This window comes from Brucella pecoris, assembly GCF_006376675.1.
Lineage (GTDB): Bacteria > Pseudomonadota > Alphaproteobacteria > Rhizobiales > Rhizobiaceae > Brucella > Brucella pecoris.
This window is the reverse complement of the sequence record NZ_VEWK01000013.1, coordinates 142,411-155,775: the sequence shown is the minus strand read 5'-3', so window position 1 is coordinate 155,775 and position 13,365 is coordinate 142,411. Positions and strand designations below refer to the sequence as shown.

The window sequence follows — 13,365 nt, the reverse complement described above, 5'->3', positions numbered from 1 at the left end:
CCCTATTCCCCTATTCCCCTATTCCCCTATTCCCCTATTCCCCTATTCCCCTATTCCCCTATTCCCCTATTCCCCTACTGCCCTATTCCCCTACTGCCCTACTGCCCTTCACTTCCTGTTGACACCCAGCACACGACCGATTATTTAATGCGAATAGTTTGCAACTGCATAAAGAAATCAAGGCATTTATCATGGCACCTCATGGAGCAGGTCCCTCCGGCGCTGGTGAAGTTACATTTGAAGGCTGGCGACGGGATCGCGGCGAAGCATCCATGTCCGACGTCCACCGCTCTATCAGAGTTAATCGGTCCGGTTCGAAGTTTCGCCGCGCGCTGTCCTTTTTCGGTCCCGGCTATCTGGTTGCTGTCGGGTATATGGACCCTGGCAATTGGGCCACGTCGCTTGCTGGCGGCTCCCGCTTCGGCTATACGCTGTTATCGGTTGTTCTGCTGTCCAATCTGATGGCCGTTCTCCTGCAGGCACTCTGTGCTCGTCTTGCCGTCGCGACCGGTCGCGACCTTGCGCAGGCCTGTCGCGATGCTTATCCGCGTTTTCTTGCGTGGCCGCTCTGGCTTCTGGCCGAACTTGCAATTTGCGCCACCGACCTGGCGGAAGTCATAGGCACGGCCATCGGTCTCAACCTGCTCTTCGGCATTCCGCTTGAAATCGGCGTCATCATCACCGCCGCCGACGTCCTTCTGGTGCTTTATCTGCAGAACAAAGGCTTTCGCCGTGTCGAGGCGCTCATCATCACGCTTCTGGCTGTGATCGCGCTCTGCTTCCTCATCCAGATTCTGATGGCGCAACCGCAATGGAGCGCGGTCATCAAGGGATTTGCACCAACCACCGAGATCATCGGCAATCCGGACATGCTCTATATTGCGCTCGGCATCATTGGCGCCACGGTCATGCCGCATAATCTCTATCTGCATTCCGGCATCATCCAGACACGCGATTATGGCCACACAACTGCTGAAAAGCGCGAGGCCATACGCTTTGCGACGCTGGATTCTACTATTGCCCTGACCTTCGCTCTTCTGGTCAATGCATCGATCCTGATCCTGGCTGCGGCAAGTTTCAACGCGACCGGCAATACCGCCGTCGAAGATCTGGACAAGGCTCATGCCCTTCTGAACCCGCTGCTGGGATCAGCCCTCGCGCCCACACTCTTCGCCATTGCGCTTCTGTGCTGCGGTCTGAACTCGACCATTACTGCGACTATGGCCGGCCAGATCGTCATGGAAGGTTTTATCGACATCCGTCTGAAGCCGTGGCTGCGCCGTGCAATCACACGCTTCGTGGCCATTGTTCCGGCCGCCGTCGTGACGATCATGTATGGATCGCAAGGTACGACTGAACTTCTGATCCTGTCTCAGGTCGTGTTGAGCCTTCAGCTTCCCTTTGCCATCATTCCGCTCGTCATGTTCACGGCAGAGAAAAAGAAGATGGGACCGCTGGTCGCTCCACGCTGGGTGACGATCCTTGCCGCCATCACTGCAGCGATCATCGTCGTCCTGAACATGAAGCTGATCTACGATTTCCTAACCGGCATACCAATCTAGGCCCCTCCCGAGGCTTTCGAATGGGCGGCTTCGTATCGCGAAGCCGCCCATCTCTTTATTTCACTGCCGCATTGCCACCATCTGCATAAAGCGCCGACCCAGCGACAAAACTCGACATGGGACCGGCCAGAAACAGCGCGGCCTGCGCAATTTCTTCCGGCTGGGCAATCCGCTTCATCGCATGCAGGCCTGCAGCCCATTCCTTATGCTTTTCATCTCCGCCCATCGGCGTATCGACGCCACCTGGCAGTAGCGCATTTGCCCGGATACCACGCGCGCCGTAGTCGGCGGTTATGCCCTTGACCATCCCCATAAGGGCTGCCTTCGAGGTTCCGTAAACCGACATGCCGGGAATACCGACGCTCGTACCGACAAATGTTGAGGTGAAGATAATCGAGCCACCACCCCGTTCGAGCATCAGTGAAATTTGCGATCTGGCTCCCAGAAAGGCCGAGGTCAGGTTTCCCGAGAGGACGGCTTGCCAATCATCGGGGCCGATTTCGGCAAGCGGAGCGACAGGCCCGACCGTGCCTGCATTGTTCAATGCGATATCGAGCCCACCGAATTTGTCCTTCGCTGCCGTAGCCAGCGCTTCATGGGTTTGGACTTCAGAAACGTCGCCGGCAACGCAATGGGCTTTCCCGCCGAACGCAGCGATCTCTTCAGCTACACGTTCGAGACCCGCAAGTCCGCGGGCATTCAGTACAATTGCTGCGCCTTCTCTGGCAAAGAGCAATGCAGCAGCACGCCCTATTCCAGATGATGCACCTGTGATGATTGCAACCTTGTCTTTCAAGCTGGACATATCGACCTCCATGATTTCGTGGAGGTCCCAATTAGAGTCCCGGCCGCAACGCAACTATCCGTTTCTTGCGTTCGAATATCGAAACAGTCTTGTGAGAAAAATTGTCAGCCGGTCTGTAAGCCGGGTTCTGTATGGCCGGGCTTGCGCCCGACGTGGCAGCCATTCATCTGGGACGGATGTCGCCACCCGCCTCTTGCAACCCACCCGGACGGCTGATCCGGAAACTGATTACCGGTCCTTGCGAACCGACGCGCCGTCCCTATTCGGTTTTGCTCCCGATGGGGTTTACCGTGCCATCCACATTGCTGCGGACGCGGTGGGCTCTTACCCCACCCTTTCACCCTTACCCCGTCATCCCTGCCGCTCTACAAAGCGGTACGGAAGACGGGGCGGTCTACTCTCTGTGGCACTATCCCTGGGGTCGCCCCCGCCGGGCGTTACCCGGCATCGTGTTTCCATGGAGCCCGGACTTTCCTCACCTGCCGCCTTTCGGCATATGACAAGCGCGGCTGCCCGACCGACTGACAGCGCGCATATAGCAACGATAGCAGCACAGTGAAACCGGATTTCTCAAAAATTATGAACACACTCGAAACAGAAAAGCCGACAGTGTCTCCACTGTCGGCTTTCCGTTTACATCAGGCAGCCTGTACTCTACGCGACCGCCGACGCAAATCTGCATTCGCGTCAGAGCGCGCGCATATAGGCCTTGACCGAGCTGCAATACTTTGCAGAGGTCGGGTTCATGCGCGTTGCACCATGACCGGCATTGTACTTCAGGATCGTGCCGCAGGTGCTTCCACCGCCGAGTTTCTGCGCCATGGCCAGATACTTCATGCCGAACTGGATGTTTGTTGATGGCTCGTAGAGACCCTTGGCAGAGCCCGTATAGCCGAGACCGCGTGCGGTCGAGAGCTTGATCTGCATCAGACCGATTTCACCGGCCTTGCCCCGCACGTTCGGCTGGAAATTGCTTTCGTGACGCACAACTGCATGAGCAAGTGCGGAAGGTACGCCGTATGTTGATGCATAACGGTTGATGATACCGGAATAGGTGCTACCACCCTTGGCACTACGGGTAGTCGAGTCTTTCGACTGCGAACGCTTACCAGTGGAACCATTGGTGGCAGGTGCCGCACGGCGGCTGACGACTGATGCCTTTTTCGGCGCTGTGGTTGGCTTTTCCGCCTCCGCAGTCTTGTTCTGCTGGCGTGCCTTGAGGAGAGCTGCGAGGTTGGTCGGTTCAGATGAAGGGGCACTTAGTGCTGGATTCAGGCCAAACGAACTCATCGCGCCAACAAGGGCGCAAACAACAACAAAATTTGTTTTCATAACCTACCGTCTTGGAACGTTTCTTTTGTCAGACCGCCCGTCTTGGGAGAGACAGTCCTGTTTTTTGATCCCGCCCAATATGGGTTTTTAAACCCTTGTCCGCTGGGATTGAGCGATGAAGTGGAGGGCAAATGCAGCCGAAGATTGGTTGCAAAAGTAAAATAGTCTTACAGGTTGTAACATTTGCAATTCGCGCTAAGGCAAGCGAAACCCTTACAAAATCTCCCGGACGATCGGCTTCAAACAAACTATTTTTTTGAAATCATTACAGAAATGCGAATCAACGCTGAATAGAAAACTTGCCCGCACACACTTGGTCAGGCGGTAACATTTTGCAGGGAAAAAATTAGCCTGTAGAGGGTATCTATAGTAGATACATCGGCCACCCCGTCCACATTTTGTGTCCGAAAATGACGCTGAAAGGCCTTAATCACGGTTTCGGTGCCTTCATCGAAGACACCGGTGATGGCGACTTCATAGCCATAAAGTGCCAGCATGGATTGCAAGGCTTCGACCGGCTGGCCGTTTTCGCCGCGTGCCAGAAACCGTCCCCCCCGGACCGGCGTCGGCTCAATATAGTGCCCTACGCCTGCATCGTGGAGCCGTTTCCAGGGAAAGTTATGGCCGGGATCGGTCTTTCGCGCCGGTGCGATATCCGAATGGGCCAGAACATTTTCCGGCCTGATGGCATAGCGCTCGCAGATATAGCGACAGAGGCGGATAACCGCATCGATCTGCGCATCTTTGAAGGCCGGGTAATTTTCAAGATTACCCGGATTGACGATCTCGATGCCGATGGAAGCGGAATTTATATCCGTCTCGCCTTTCCAGAAGCTCTTGCCTGCATGCCATGCGCGCGCTTTTTCCGAAACCATCTGCACAATCCGTCCATCTTCATGGACAAGATAATGCGCGGAAACTTCCATATCCGGCGACTTCAAAACCTGCACTGCCTCTTCGGCAGTCGATAACCCGGTATAATGGAGAATAAGAAAGACAGGCACTTTTCCGTCGCGGCGCGGACCGAAATTCGGTGACGGATCGAGCATTGCCCCGACAAAATCTGGCCGCTCCAGCGCCAGTTCCTGCAGCAATTCGCTCTCGATTTCGCGCACGCTGCTCATGCAGCCTCCAGATTCTTCTCAATACTCGCCCAGGCAGCGTTTATCGCCGCCAGACGCCTGTTGGCAATGGTTATGAATTCGAGCGGCAAACCTTCTGCGACCAGCCGGTCAGGATGGTGCTCCTTGACCAGCGCGCGATAGCGCTTGCGGGCCATCTCGAAGGAAACGCCGCGCTCCAGCCCCAAAATGGCATAAGGATCATCAGCACCACGCTGGACGTGCCGGATCGCGATCCGGTCGAAAGCAACCTCGTCATAGCCGAAAATATCGGCTACGCCCGCAAGAAAGGCCATTTCCTTTTCGTGCACATAGCCATCAGCGGTAGCAATATGGAAAAGCCCGTCAAGAATGTCCTCGAGAAGATGACAATTGGTCTGTCCTTCGCTGCACAATCCGGCGAGCTGACGCGCGTAGGATTCATAGCCTGCAACATCCTGCTTGGCGAGATCATAAAGCCGCGCAACGTGTGCGGTTTCTTCCTTCGGTACGGCGAAAATATCCTGAAAAGCGCGGATTTCATCTTGGGTGACAACCCCGTCCGCCTTGGCCATTTTGGCCGAAAGCGCGATCATCGCGATAGAGAAGGCCACCTGACGGCGTGTATCGGCATCACCTTCGAAAACGGTGCGCACGGCTTCGATAACGCCAGAAATGGCATTCGACGCCACGGATGTGACAAACTCACCAATGCGAACCCAAATCGACATGGGACTTTTCTATAGAATTCCAAATGAACTGAAAACCGCCCACACAGGCGAAAGTCGAAAAAACAAACATTTAGAAAGAATGAGAAGGCATTGGCTTACAATATTGCGGAGTTCTCCAGTCGCAAGCCTATTGCTGGGGCTCGCGTTCATCGAAGGAGCGCTGTGCAGCCGTGACTGCCGCTTCTCCTGCCGCCTGCGCCTGCTGATCCGTCTGACCGACAGATTTTGCCGCAGCGACAGCATTTGCGCGTGCGCGTTCAATGGCGGCCGCTTTCTCTTCCGGGCTTACGACGCCGGAACTATCGCGGAGCGATTTGACCAGATCGGGACCTTTTTCACTGCTTCCACTTTCTGCCGGTTTGGCAGGTTGTGATATAGCAGCAGCGCCCTGCTCGCCGCCATTGGTTGTGGCAGCGCTCTCGTCATCTCCCTTGCCGCAAGCGGCAAGTGCAACAAGAACAATGGCAGATACGAAGAACAGGAAGTTACGGTTCATGACAAAAGCCATAACCGAACCCAGCCTGTGTTGAAACACGGAAAACGCAGAATTCCCGTCTTTTCCCATCGTGGTTGCTTTAGCGTTCATCTCAAAACCCACTGGCACGAATGGCGACCCGGAGACCGGATCGCCATCCAAATGCAGACGCATCATGCGTCACGACTTCGCACCATTAGTTGGCAGGTGCCGTCCCTGTACCCGGCGTCGATGGTGCCGGAGTGGCTGGGGCTGGAGTCGCTGGGGCTGGCGTCGTCGTCGTGTCATTGTTCGAAGGCGCTGCCGGCGCGGATGGTGCCGGTGCGTTGCTCGTGTCGTCCTTCTTGTCGTTGCATGCTGCAAGGCCGAGAAGTGATACGGCGGCGACAGAAGCAATCAGAAACTTCTTCACGTTGGCTCTCCTTCCTAGATCAGGCTCGTTGGCCTGGTTTCAGGCATCAAATGGCGATATTGCCAAACGCCTCTCTCTGTTTTCTCCGTGCCTGACCGGTTTGTCCGGTCAATCACCTTTTACGGTCGTTCATCGACACAGAAATCCCGTCGACTCGGACCGTCACACAAAAAAACGGCAACAGCGCGAAAAAGTTCTCTCAAATAGTCTTACCGAGCGTAATAAAGCGACAGTATTACAGGCGTATAGCCACCAGCGCAGGGTTTAAAAACCCGCAATTAACTCGTCACGCCCCTGTCATTGGACGATGTTTAACTTTGCAAAACCGAAGTCTGGATTCGTGCTTTAGGGGAAATTTGATGACAGACAGCCCAGCCGGCAACGCAATTCTCAAACGTGCCGTGACCCAGAACAGCGCCCTCTCGCGTGCAGGCTTCTCCGAAAGGCTGTTTGCCTGGCTCTTCAAAGGGCTGGTCTATCCGCAGATTTGGGAAGACCCCGAAGTCGATATGGCAGCTTTGGCTATTGAGCCTGGCTACCGCATCGTCACCATAGCTTCCGGCGGATGCAATGCCATGTCCTACCTGACCGCCGATCCGGCGCGTGTGGAGGCAGTCGACCTCAATCAGGCACATGTCGCATTCAACCGGCTGAAACTTGCCGCCGTCAAGAACCTGCCGGACTACGATGCGTTCTACCGGTTTTATGGAAAGGCCGACGACAAGACCAATCTTGCCGCCTACAAGCGCTTCATTCGGCCACATCTGGACGGCGAAAGCCGCGCCTATTGGGAAAAGCGCAAGTGGAATGGCCGCCAGCGTATTTCCATTTTCTGGCGCGATCTCTACCGCCATGGCTTGCTCGGCGTCTTCATCGGCATGGGCCATCGCGTGGCGCGGCTCTATGGGATTGACCCGCGCGATATCCTGAAGGCGCGCACGATGGAAGAACAGCGCAGCTTCTTCGACACGGCGCTTGCCCCCCTCTTTGAAAAACGCATGGTACGTTGGGCTACAGCCCGCAAATCGTCCCTGTTTGGCCTGGGCATACCGCCACAGCAATATGATGCCCTTGCCACTGCCGGAAACGGCGACATGGCGCTTGTCCTGCGTAGCCGTCTTGAGAAACTGGCTTGCGGCTTTCCCCTCACCGACAATTATTTCGCCTGGCAGGCATTCGGACGTGGCTATAGTGGTAATGAGGAGACCGGGCCACTTCCGCCCTATCTGTCGCGCGCCAATTTCGAAACGGTCCGTGCACGCGCCGATCGCATGACTGTGCAGAACGCGAGCTACACCGACTTTCTCGCTGCCAAGCCTGCAGCATCAGTCGACCGCTATATTCTGCTGGATGCGCAAGACTGGATGAATGACGAGCAGCTCAATGCCTTGTGGGGCGAAATCACCCGCACGGCAGCACCGAATGCCCGTGTCATCTTTCGTACCGCCGCAGAACCGAGTCTGCTTCCGGGACGGGTGGCGCCGCAAACTCTGGATCGCTGGGAATATCGAGCAGAAGAATCCCGCACCCTGCACGACCGCGACCGCTCCTCGATTTACGGCGGGTTCCACCTCTATGTGCTGAAGGATGTCTGACATGCTGCGTAGCCCTTGGAGCGTTCAGGGTGTCGACCATGCCAACCTCATGGATCGCATCTATCGCCGTCAGCGGCACTTCTACGACGCCACCCGCAAATATTACCTTCTGGGTCGCGACCCCATGATCGCAGGTCTGGCCGTCCCCCAAAACGGCACAGTTCTGGAGATCGGCTGCGGCACCGGTCGCAATCTGGTGAAAGCCGCGGAACATTATCCTGATGCAAAACTCTTCGGCATCGATATTTCAGCAGAAATGCTGGATACGGCATGCCGGGCAGCGGAACACGCAGGCATCGAAAACCGCATCCGGCTTGATCGCGCAGATGCAGCCCAGTTCGATCCTGAACGACTGTTCGGGCAAACCGGTTTTGATCGGATTTTCATTTCTTATGCAGTATCGATGATCCCGCAATGGCAGTCGGTCATTCGTGAAAGCATTCGGCATCTCAATGTCGGCGGAGAGTTGCACATCGTCGATTTCGGCGATCAGGCCCGGCTGCCGCGCTGGTTCGGAAACGCTCTCTTCAAATGGCTTGAATGGTTCCATGTCGCGCCGCGCAGCGACTTGTTCACGGTTTGCGAACAGCTCGCACAGGAACACAGCGGAATCACTGAGAAGCGCATTCTCTATCGCGGCTTTGCCTGGATAGCCGTCATTCGTTCGACAACACCGCCCCAGGCCGTAGATTAAACACCAATCTTTCCAGCCAGACTGGTGACGTTCACCTCCGGATCGCGTAACCGTTAGAGGACTGATTCGCGATACGGAACCACTATATGAACCGTCTGGCCAGCTACAGCATTCTCGCCCTCGGCGCTTTATTTCTCTCCGCCTGCACGACGGTGGATTACGACTTTTCCGACGTAAAGAAATCAGGCGGTTCGGTGGCGCGGATCGCACCGCCATCCGGCCCTGTGAAAGCCCCGCGTTTCGGTGATCGAGACCCACACGACTGGACCGGTAAAACGCCATGGCACTATCCGATCCACGGAACAGACGTCTCCAAATATCAGACCAATATTGACTGGAGCGCAGCGCGCGCCAGCGGCATTTCATTCGCCTTCATCAAGGCGACGGAGGGTGGCGACCGCGTCGATGATCGTTTTCAGGAACACTGGAACGGCGCGCGTCAGGCAGGTATCGCGCGGAGCGCCTATCATTTCTATTATTTCTGCCGCCCGGCCATCGAACAGGCGCGGTGGTATATCCAGAATGTACCGCGTGACCCCGGCGCGCTTCCGCCCGTTCTCGATATGGAATGGAACCCGCAATCGCCGACCTGCAAGCTGCGCCCCAACGCAGCGGTCGTGCGCAAGGAAATGCGCATCTTCCTGCAGGCGCTGGAAAAGCATTACGGCAAACGCCCGATTGTTTACACGACGGTCGATTTCTTCGATGACAACGATTTGCGACAGATGCCGGACTACCCGTTCTGGCTGCGCTCAGTCGCCGGCCATCCAGACGAGAAATACGGCCCGCATCCGTGGACGTTCTGGCAATATACCGGCACGGGCTCCATTCCCGGTATCAAGGGCGACGCCGACATCAATGTCTTTGCAGGCGATGCCAACGCATGGAAAAAGTGGCTGGAAAGCAACAAAGTTCGGTAACACAGCGCAGTTTGGCAGTTCACACCAAGTTTTGCTTCATTTCCGGGGCTTGTTGAGGCAATAGCTAAAACAATCCTCGGAGGGAGCAGCTTGCTCCCAGTTTATTAGTGTGAGTTACCAATGAAGTTATTTGCTTCAGTTATCGCAGCCGCCTTGCTTGCATCGACAGCCATGTCCCATGCTCAGGCTGCCGCGTCTCCCGCGCCCGCTGCGACGCCAACTGAAAACACCGTCAATCTTCCCAAGCCGGAATGCGAGATCGATTACGGCCAGTGGATGGACAATCTGACCAAGGAAGCCCGTGACGCCGGTGTCGGCGAAAAGGGCATCGCCGAATTGCACAAGGCCATGCTTGAGCAAAAGGTGCTTGATCGCGACCGCAAGCAGACTGTTTTCAACCTGACTTTCACCGAATTTTCCAAGCGCCTCATTTCAGAAGCGCGCCTGAAGAAGGGCCGCGAGAACCTGGTCAAATATGCTGATGTCTTCAAGAAAGTTGAAGATACCTATGGCGTTCCGGGTCCAGTCCTTGCCGCCTTCTGGGGGCTCGAAACCGACTATGGTGCCATTCAAGGCGATTTCGACACGCTGAATGCGCTCGTTACCCTTTCCTATGACTGCCGCCGTCCGGACCTGTTCCGGCCACAGTTGATTGCCCTTCTCAAGCTATTCGATCAGGGCGTCGTCGATGCAGCGACCACCGGCGCATGGGCTGGTGAAATTGGCATGATGCAGCTTCTGCCGAAGGATTATCTGGAACGCGGCGTCGATGGCGACGGTGACGGCAAGGTCGATCTGAAGAACAGCGTTCCCGATGCCATGATGACTGCGGGTCGCATGATTTCGGAACTCGGCTGGAAGCGTGGCCAGCCCTGGCTTGAAGAGGTGCGTCTCACCAAGGATCTGCCTTGGGAAGAAGCCATCCGCACCAACCGCAAGCCGCATTCCTGGTGGGCTGCGCAAGGCGTGATGGGCCTCAACGGCCCGCTCGGCCCGGATGATGGCGATGCGTCGCTGCTGCTGCCGCTGGGCCGCAAGGGACCGGCTTTCCTGTCCTATCCAAACTTCGACGTGTTCGTCGAATGGAACAAGTCCATCGTCTACGCTACGACGGCCGCTTATTTTGCAACCCGTCTGGCCGGTGCGCCTGCCTTCGATCCGGGTAACCCCGTTCCGGGCTTGACGCAGGAGCAGCTTAAGGAACTCCAGACCAAGCTTCAGGCCCGCGGTTACGATATGGGTGGAAAGATCGACGGTGTGTTCGGTCTGCTGACCCGCGATGCTGTGCGTGCTGAGCAGATGCGTCTTGGAATGCCTGCCGATTCCTGGCCGACCCAAGAGCTTCTCGACAAGCTCTAAGCAAATCATAAGGCGCGGGATCATCCCCGCGCCTTTTCCTATTCTGCTCTCACCACGAATGCCCGTTTCATGCTCACTACCCTGCTCGTCGTCCTTCCCGTTTTTGCGCTGATTTTCTCCGGCTGGGGCGCCTTCAAGCTGAAAATACTCGGGCCTCATGCGATAGCGGAGCTGAACCGTTTCGTCGTCTATCTGGCATTGCCTGCCCTTCTCTTCGACATCATGGCCAATACCCATGGCAGCGAGCTCTGGCAGCCGGGCTTCATCGCGGTGTTTCTGCTTTCGAGCGCCATTGCGTTCGCCTTGCCCTTTCTGGTGCGGCTGCGCGGAAAACTGCCTCTGGCGGACACCGCGCTTGACGGGCTGAATGCCGCCTATCCGAATACCGGCTATATGGGCATCCCGCTTTCGATGATCGCCTTCGGCTCCGGCGTTTTGGCCGCGACCACCATTTCGATCATCATCACCGTCTGCGTTACTTTTGCTTTTGCGATCGTGCTGATCGAAATCGGCTTGCAGACCGAGAAGAAGCCGCTTCATCTCATCTGGAAGGTCATGCGGTCCCTGATCCGCAATCCGCTGCTTGTCGCTCCGGCGCTTGGCGCTGTGGTGTCCTTTCTGGGGCTCGCCATCCCCGCCCCGGCGGAAACCTTCCTGAAGATGCTCGGTGGTGCCGCATCTCCTTGCGCGCTGGTCGCGCTTGGCCTGTTCCTCGCCCAACCGCGCAAGATCGAACGCGAAAGCGTCAATGCCATCGCTTTTCTCGTTTCGGTGAAGCTCATCGTCCAGCCGCTCGCAACCTGGCTGTTGGCCGTCTATGTGTTCGGACTGCCTCCCCTGCTCGCGCAAAGCGCAGCCCTTCTTGCAGCACTTCCAACCGGCACGGGTCCCTTCATGCTGGCCGAGCATTATCGTCGCGAGGCAGCGATAACCTCCAACGTCATCCTCTATTCGACAGTGATATCTATCCTCACCTTGTCGGCATTTTTGGCGCTAATTCGCTGAAAATCACAAAAAACATGTCAAAAAGCATGTGGCAACTACGGCGAAAACAGTACCAAACGTGGCAGTTCGGTGTCTTTTTCATGAAATGTGAACAAATTTTTCTAGTCAAATATTTCAATAGTTTAGGTGGTAAACGATAGGTTTATTTCTCCATCACGGCAGATTGCAGCACGAAATCTTCTTTTGTTCGAGACGTTTTGCGCTTAGATTCCGGCTTCCTACCAGCGCGTGTCCGGTCAACCGGGCGCATATGAAGGAGACAGACCAATGGGACTTACGCGATCTCTGAATGTCCTCATGATCTGTGCGGCATTTGCATTTGTTGCAGCGTTGATAGCAGGCGTCATCCCTTGAGGGAATTAGCCTAAACCATTACGGCGGCTTCGGTTTTGAGGATAGGCCGACCCGCACGAAAACGAGAAAGCCCGGCGTCACCGCCGGGCTTTTTATATGTTTAGGCAACTTCCAGAGTTGCTTCCGTCTTTGGCCTTATACCGATCATGTGACAGATCGCAAATGGCAGATCGGCGCGATTCATCGTGTAGAAATGGAAATCCTGCACACCGCGTTCGATCAGATCCATCACCTGCTCGGCGGCAATCGCCGCTGCGACGAGCTGATGCGTCTGCGGATCATTGTCCAGTCCTTCGAAACGCTCCGCCAGCCAGCTCGGAATATGCGTCGCCGACCGCGCGCAGAAATTTTTGACCTGCTTGAAATTATGCACCGGCAGGACACCTGGAACGATCGGGATATAGATACCGGCACGGCGAACGCGCTCGACATAACGTTCGTAAAGATCGTTTTCGAAGAAGAATTGGGTAATGGCGCGCGTTGCACCATTGTCGACCTTGCGCTTCAGCATATCGATATCGGTTGCAAAATCCGGGCTTTCCGGATGCTTTTCCGGATAGGCGGAAACCGAAATGTCGAAATCCGCGATATTGCGCAGACCGGAGACCAGTTCGGCACCGTTCTGATAGCCACCCGGCGTCGGCACGTATTTCTCACCGATACCGGCTGCCGGATCGCCGCGCAGCGCCACGAAACGGTTGACGCCAAGCTCTGCAAATTCACGCACCACACGATCGACGTCCTCGCGCGTTGCATCCACGCAGGTCAGATGCGCCGCTGGCTTGATATCGGTTTCCTTGAGGATGCGGGCCACCGTGCGAACTGTGCGCTCACGCGTGGAACCACCGGCCCCATAGGTAACGGAGACGAAATCAGGTTGAAGCGGCGCAAGCCGTGTGACCGTATCCCAGAGACGCTGTTCCATTTCTTCCGTCTTGGGCGGGAAGAATTCGAACGATACCCGGGTGGTCTGGCCAACATCCGGTCGGCGGGAAAGACCGTAAAAACCCATCAAACTGTC

12 protein-coding genes, 1 other RNA gene and 1 pseudogene are annotated in these 13,365 nt (G+C 56.1%); 6 read left to right on the top strand and 8 right to left on the bottom strand.

From position 1 onward, the window contains the following. The first annotated feature begins 191 nt into the window (after positions 1-191). On the top strand, positions 192-1,562 hold the full coding sequence (locus tag FIB18_RS20890) for an Nramp family divalent metal transporter (protein WP_140022540.1): 1,371 nt from the start codon (positions 192-194) through the stop codon (positions 1,560-1,562). A 55-nt stretch (positions 1,563-1,617) separates the two neighbouring features. On the opposite strand, the gene FIB18_RS20885 is transcribed toward FIB18_RS20890, so the two are convergent. The 7 genes and pseudogenes from FIB18_RS20885 to FIB18_RS20855 all read right to left on the bottom strand — a co-directional run bounded on the left by FIB18_RS20885 (position 1,618) and on the right by FIB18_RS20855 (position 6,417). Beyond that, positions 1,618-2,367, bottom strand: a complete 750-nt coding sequence (locus tag FIB18_RS20885) for an SDR family oxidoreductase (RefSeq protein WP_140022539.1) — start codon at positions 2,365-2,367, stop codon at positions 1,618-1,620. Between the two features lie 100 nt (positions 2,368-2,467). Next, an RNA gene (gene rnpB, locus FIB18_RS20880) (RNase P RNA component class A) lies at positions 2,468-2,892 on the bottom strand. Positions 2,893-3,054: 162 nt separating this feature from the next. Continuing rightward, complete coding sequence (locus FIB18_RS20875) at positions 3,055-3,699, bottom strand: lytic transglycosylase domain-containing protein (RefSeq protein ID WP_140022538.1); 645 nt, start codon at positions 3,697-3,699, stop codon at positions 3,055-3,057. A gap of 317 nt (positions 3,700-4,016) precedes the next feature. Beyond that, entirely contained in the window at positions 4,017-4,823 is an 807-nt protein-coding gene (locus tag FIB18_RS20870) for an N-acetylmuramoyl-L-alanine amidase (RefSeq protein ID WP_140022537.1), read from the bottom strand. Beyond that, positions 4,820-5,530, bottom strand: a complete 711-nt coding sequence (locus FIB18_RS20865) for a J domain-containing protein (protein WP_140022536.1) — start codon at positions 5,528-5,530, stop codon at positions 4,820-4,822. The genes FIB18_RS20870 and FIB18_RS20865 overlap by 4 nt, the downstream gene beginning before the upstream one ends. A gap of 127 nt (positions 5,531-5,657) precedes the next feature. Further along, positions 5,658-6,076: pseudogene (locus FIB18_RS20860) on the bottom strand (hypothetical protein). A gap of 125 nt (positions 6,077-6,201) precedes the next feature. Next, positions 6,202-6,417: a hypothetical protein gene (locus FIB18_RS20855; RefSeq protein ID WP_140022534.1), complete on the bottom strand. Its 216-nt coding sequence runs from the start codon at positions 6,415-6,417 to the stop codon at positions 6,202-6,204. Positions 6,418-6,776: 359 nt separating this feature from the next. Between FIB18_RS20855 and FIB18_RS20850 the strand changes: the two genes are divergently transcribed. The 5 genes from FIB18_RS20850 (at position 6,777) to FIB18_RS20830 (ending at position 11,990) form a co-directional block, all read left to right on the top strand. After that, positions 6,777-8,012: a DUF3419 family protein gene (locus tag FIB18_RS20850; RefSeq protein WP_140022533.1), complete on the top strand. Its 1,236-nt coding sequence runs from the start codon at positions 6,777-6,779 to the stop codon at positions 8,010-8,012. Between the two features lies 1 nt (position 8,013). Continuing rightward, positions 8,014-8,706 (top strand): class I SAM-dependent methyltransferase, encoded by a 693-nt coding sequence (locus FIB18_RS20845; RefSeq protein ID WP_140022532.1) that lies wholly within the window; start codon positions 8,014-8,016, stop codon positions 8,704-8,706. Positions 8,707-8,792: 86 nt separating this feature from the next. Further along, entirely contained in the window at positions 8,793-9,626 is an 834-nt protein-coding gene (locus FIB18_RS20840) for a glycoside hydrolase family 25 protein (protein WP_140022531.1), read from the top strand. A gap of 120 nt (positions 9,627-9,746) precedes the next feature. Then, complete coding sequence (locus tag FIB18_RS20835; protein ID WP_140022530.1) at positions 9,747-10,985, top strand: lytic murein transglycosylase; 1,239 nt, start codon at positions 9,747-9,749, stop codon at positions 10,983-10,985. A gap of 69 nt (positions 10,986-11,054) precedes the next feature. After that, entirely contained in the window at positions 11,055-11,990 is a 936-nt protein-coding gene (locus FIB18_RS20830) for an AEC family transporter (RefSeq protein WP_140022529.1), read from the top strand. 454 nt (positions 11,991-12,444) lie between these two features. On the opposite strand, the gene metF is transcribed toward FIB18_RS20830, so the two are convergent. After that, positions 12,445-13,356, bottom strand: a complete 912-nt coding sequence (metF, locus tag FIB18_RS20825) for a methylenetetrahydrofolate reductase [NAD(P)H] (protein WP_140022528.1) — start codon at positions 13,354-13,356, stop codon at positions 12,445-12,447. Between the last annotated feature and the right edge of the window lie 9 nt (positions 13,357-13,365).

Excerpts from the sequence above, each read along its gene's own strand:
- FIB18_RS20840 (WP_140022531.1), top strand. The coding sequence starts at position 8,793 with ATGAACCGTCTGGCCAGCTACAGCATTCTCGCCCTCGGCGCTTTATTT.
- FIB18_RS20835 (WP_140022530.1), top strand. The coding sequence starts at position 9,747 with ATGAAGTTATTTGCTTCAGTTATCGCAGCCGCCTTGCTTGCATCGACA.
- FIB18_RS20890 (WP_140022540.1), top strand. The coding sequence starts at position 192 with ATGGCACCTCATGGAGCAGGTCCCTCCGGCGCTGGTGAAGTTACATTT.
- FIB18_RS20885 (WP_140022539.1), bottom strand. The coding sequence starts at position 2,367 with ATGTCCAGCTTGAAAGACAAGGTTGCAATCATCACAGGTGCATCATCT.
- FIB18_RS20845 (WP_140022532.1), top strand. The coding sequence starts at position 8,014 with ATGCTGCGTAGCCCTTGGAGCGTTCAGGGTGTCGACCATGCCAACCTC.
- FIB18_RS20875 (WP_140022538.1), bottom strand. The coding sequence starts at position 3,699 with ATGAAAACAAATTTTGTTGTTGTTTGCGCCCTTGTTGGCGCGATGAGT.
- FIB18_RS20865 (WP_140022536.1), bottom strand. The coding sequence starts at position 5,530 with ATGTCGATTTGGGTTCGCATTGGTGAGTTTGTCACATCCGTGGCGTCG.
- metF (WP_140022528.1), bottom strand. The coding sequence starts at position 13,356 with ATGGGTTTTTACGGTCTTTCCCGCCGACCGGATGTTGGCCAGACCACC.
- FIB18_RS20850 (WP_140022533.1), top strand. The coding sequence starts at position 6,777 with ATGACAGACAGCCCAGCCGGCAACGCAATTCTCAAACGTGCCGTGACC.
- FIB18_RS20830 (WP_140022529.1), top strand. The coding sequence starts at position 11,055 with ATGCTCACTACCCTGCTCGTCGTCCTTCCCGTTTTTGCGCTGATTTTC.
- FIB18_RS20870 (WP_140022537.1), bottom strand. The coding sequence starts at position 4,823 with ATGAGCAGCGTGCGCGAAATCGAGAGCGAATTGCTGCAGGAACTGGCG.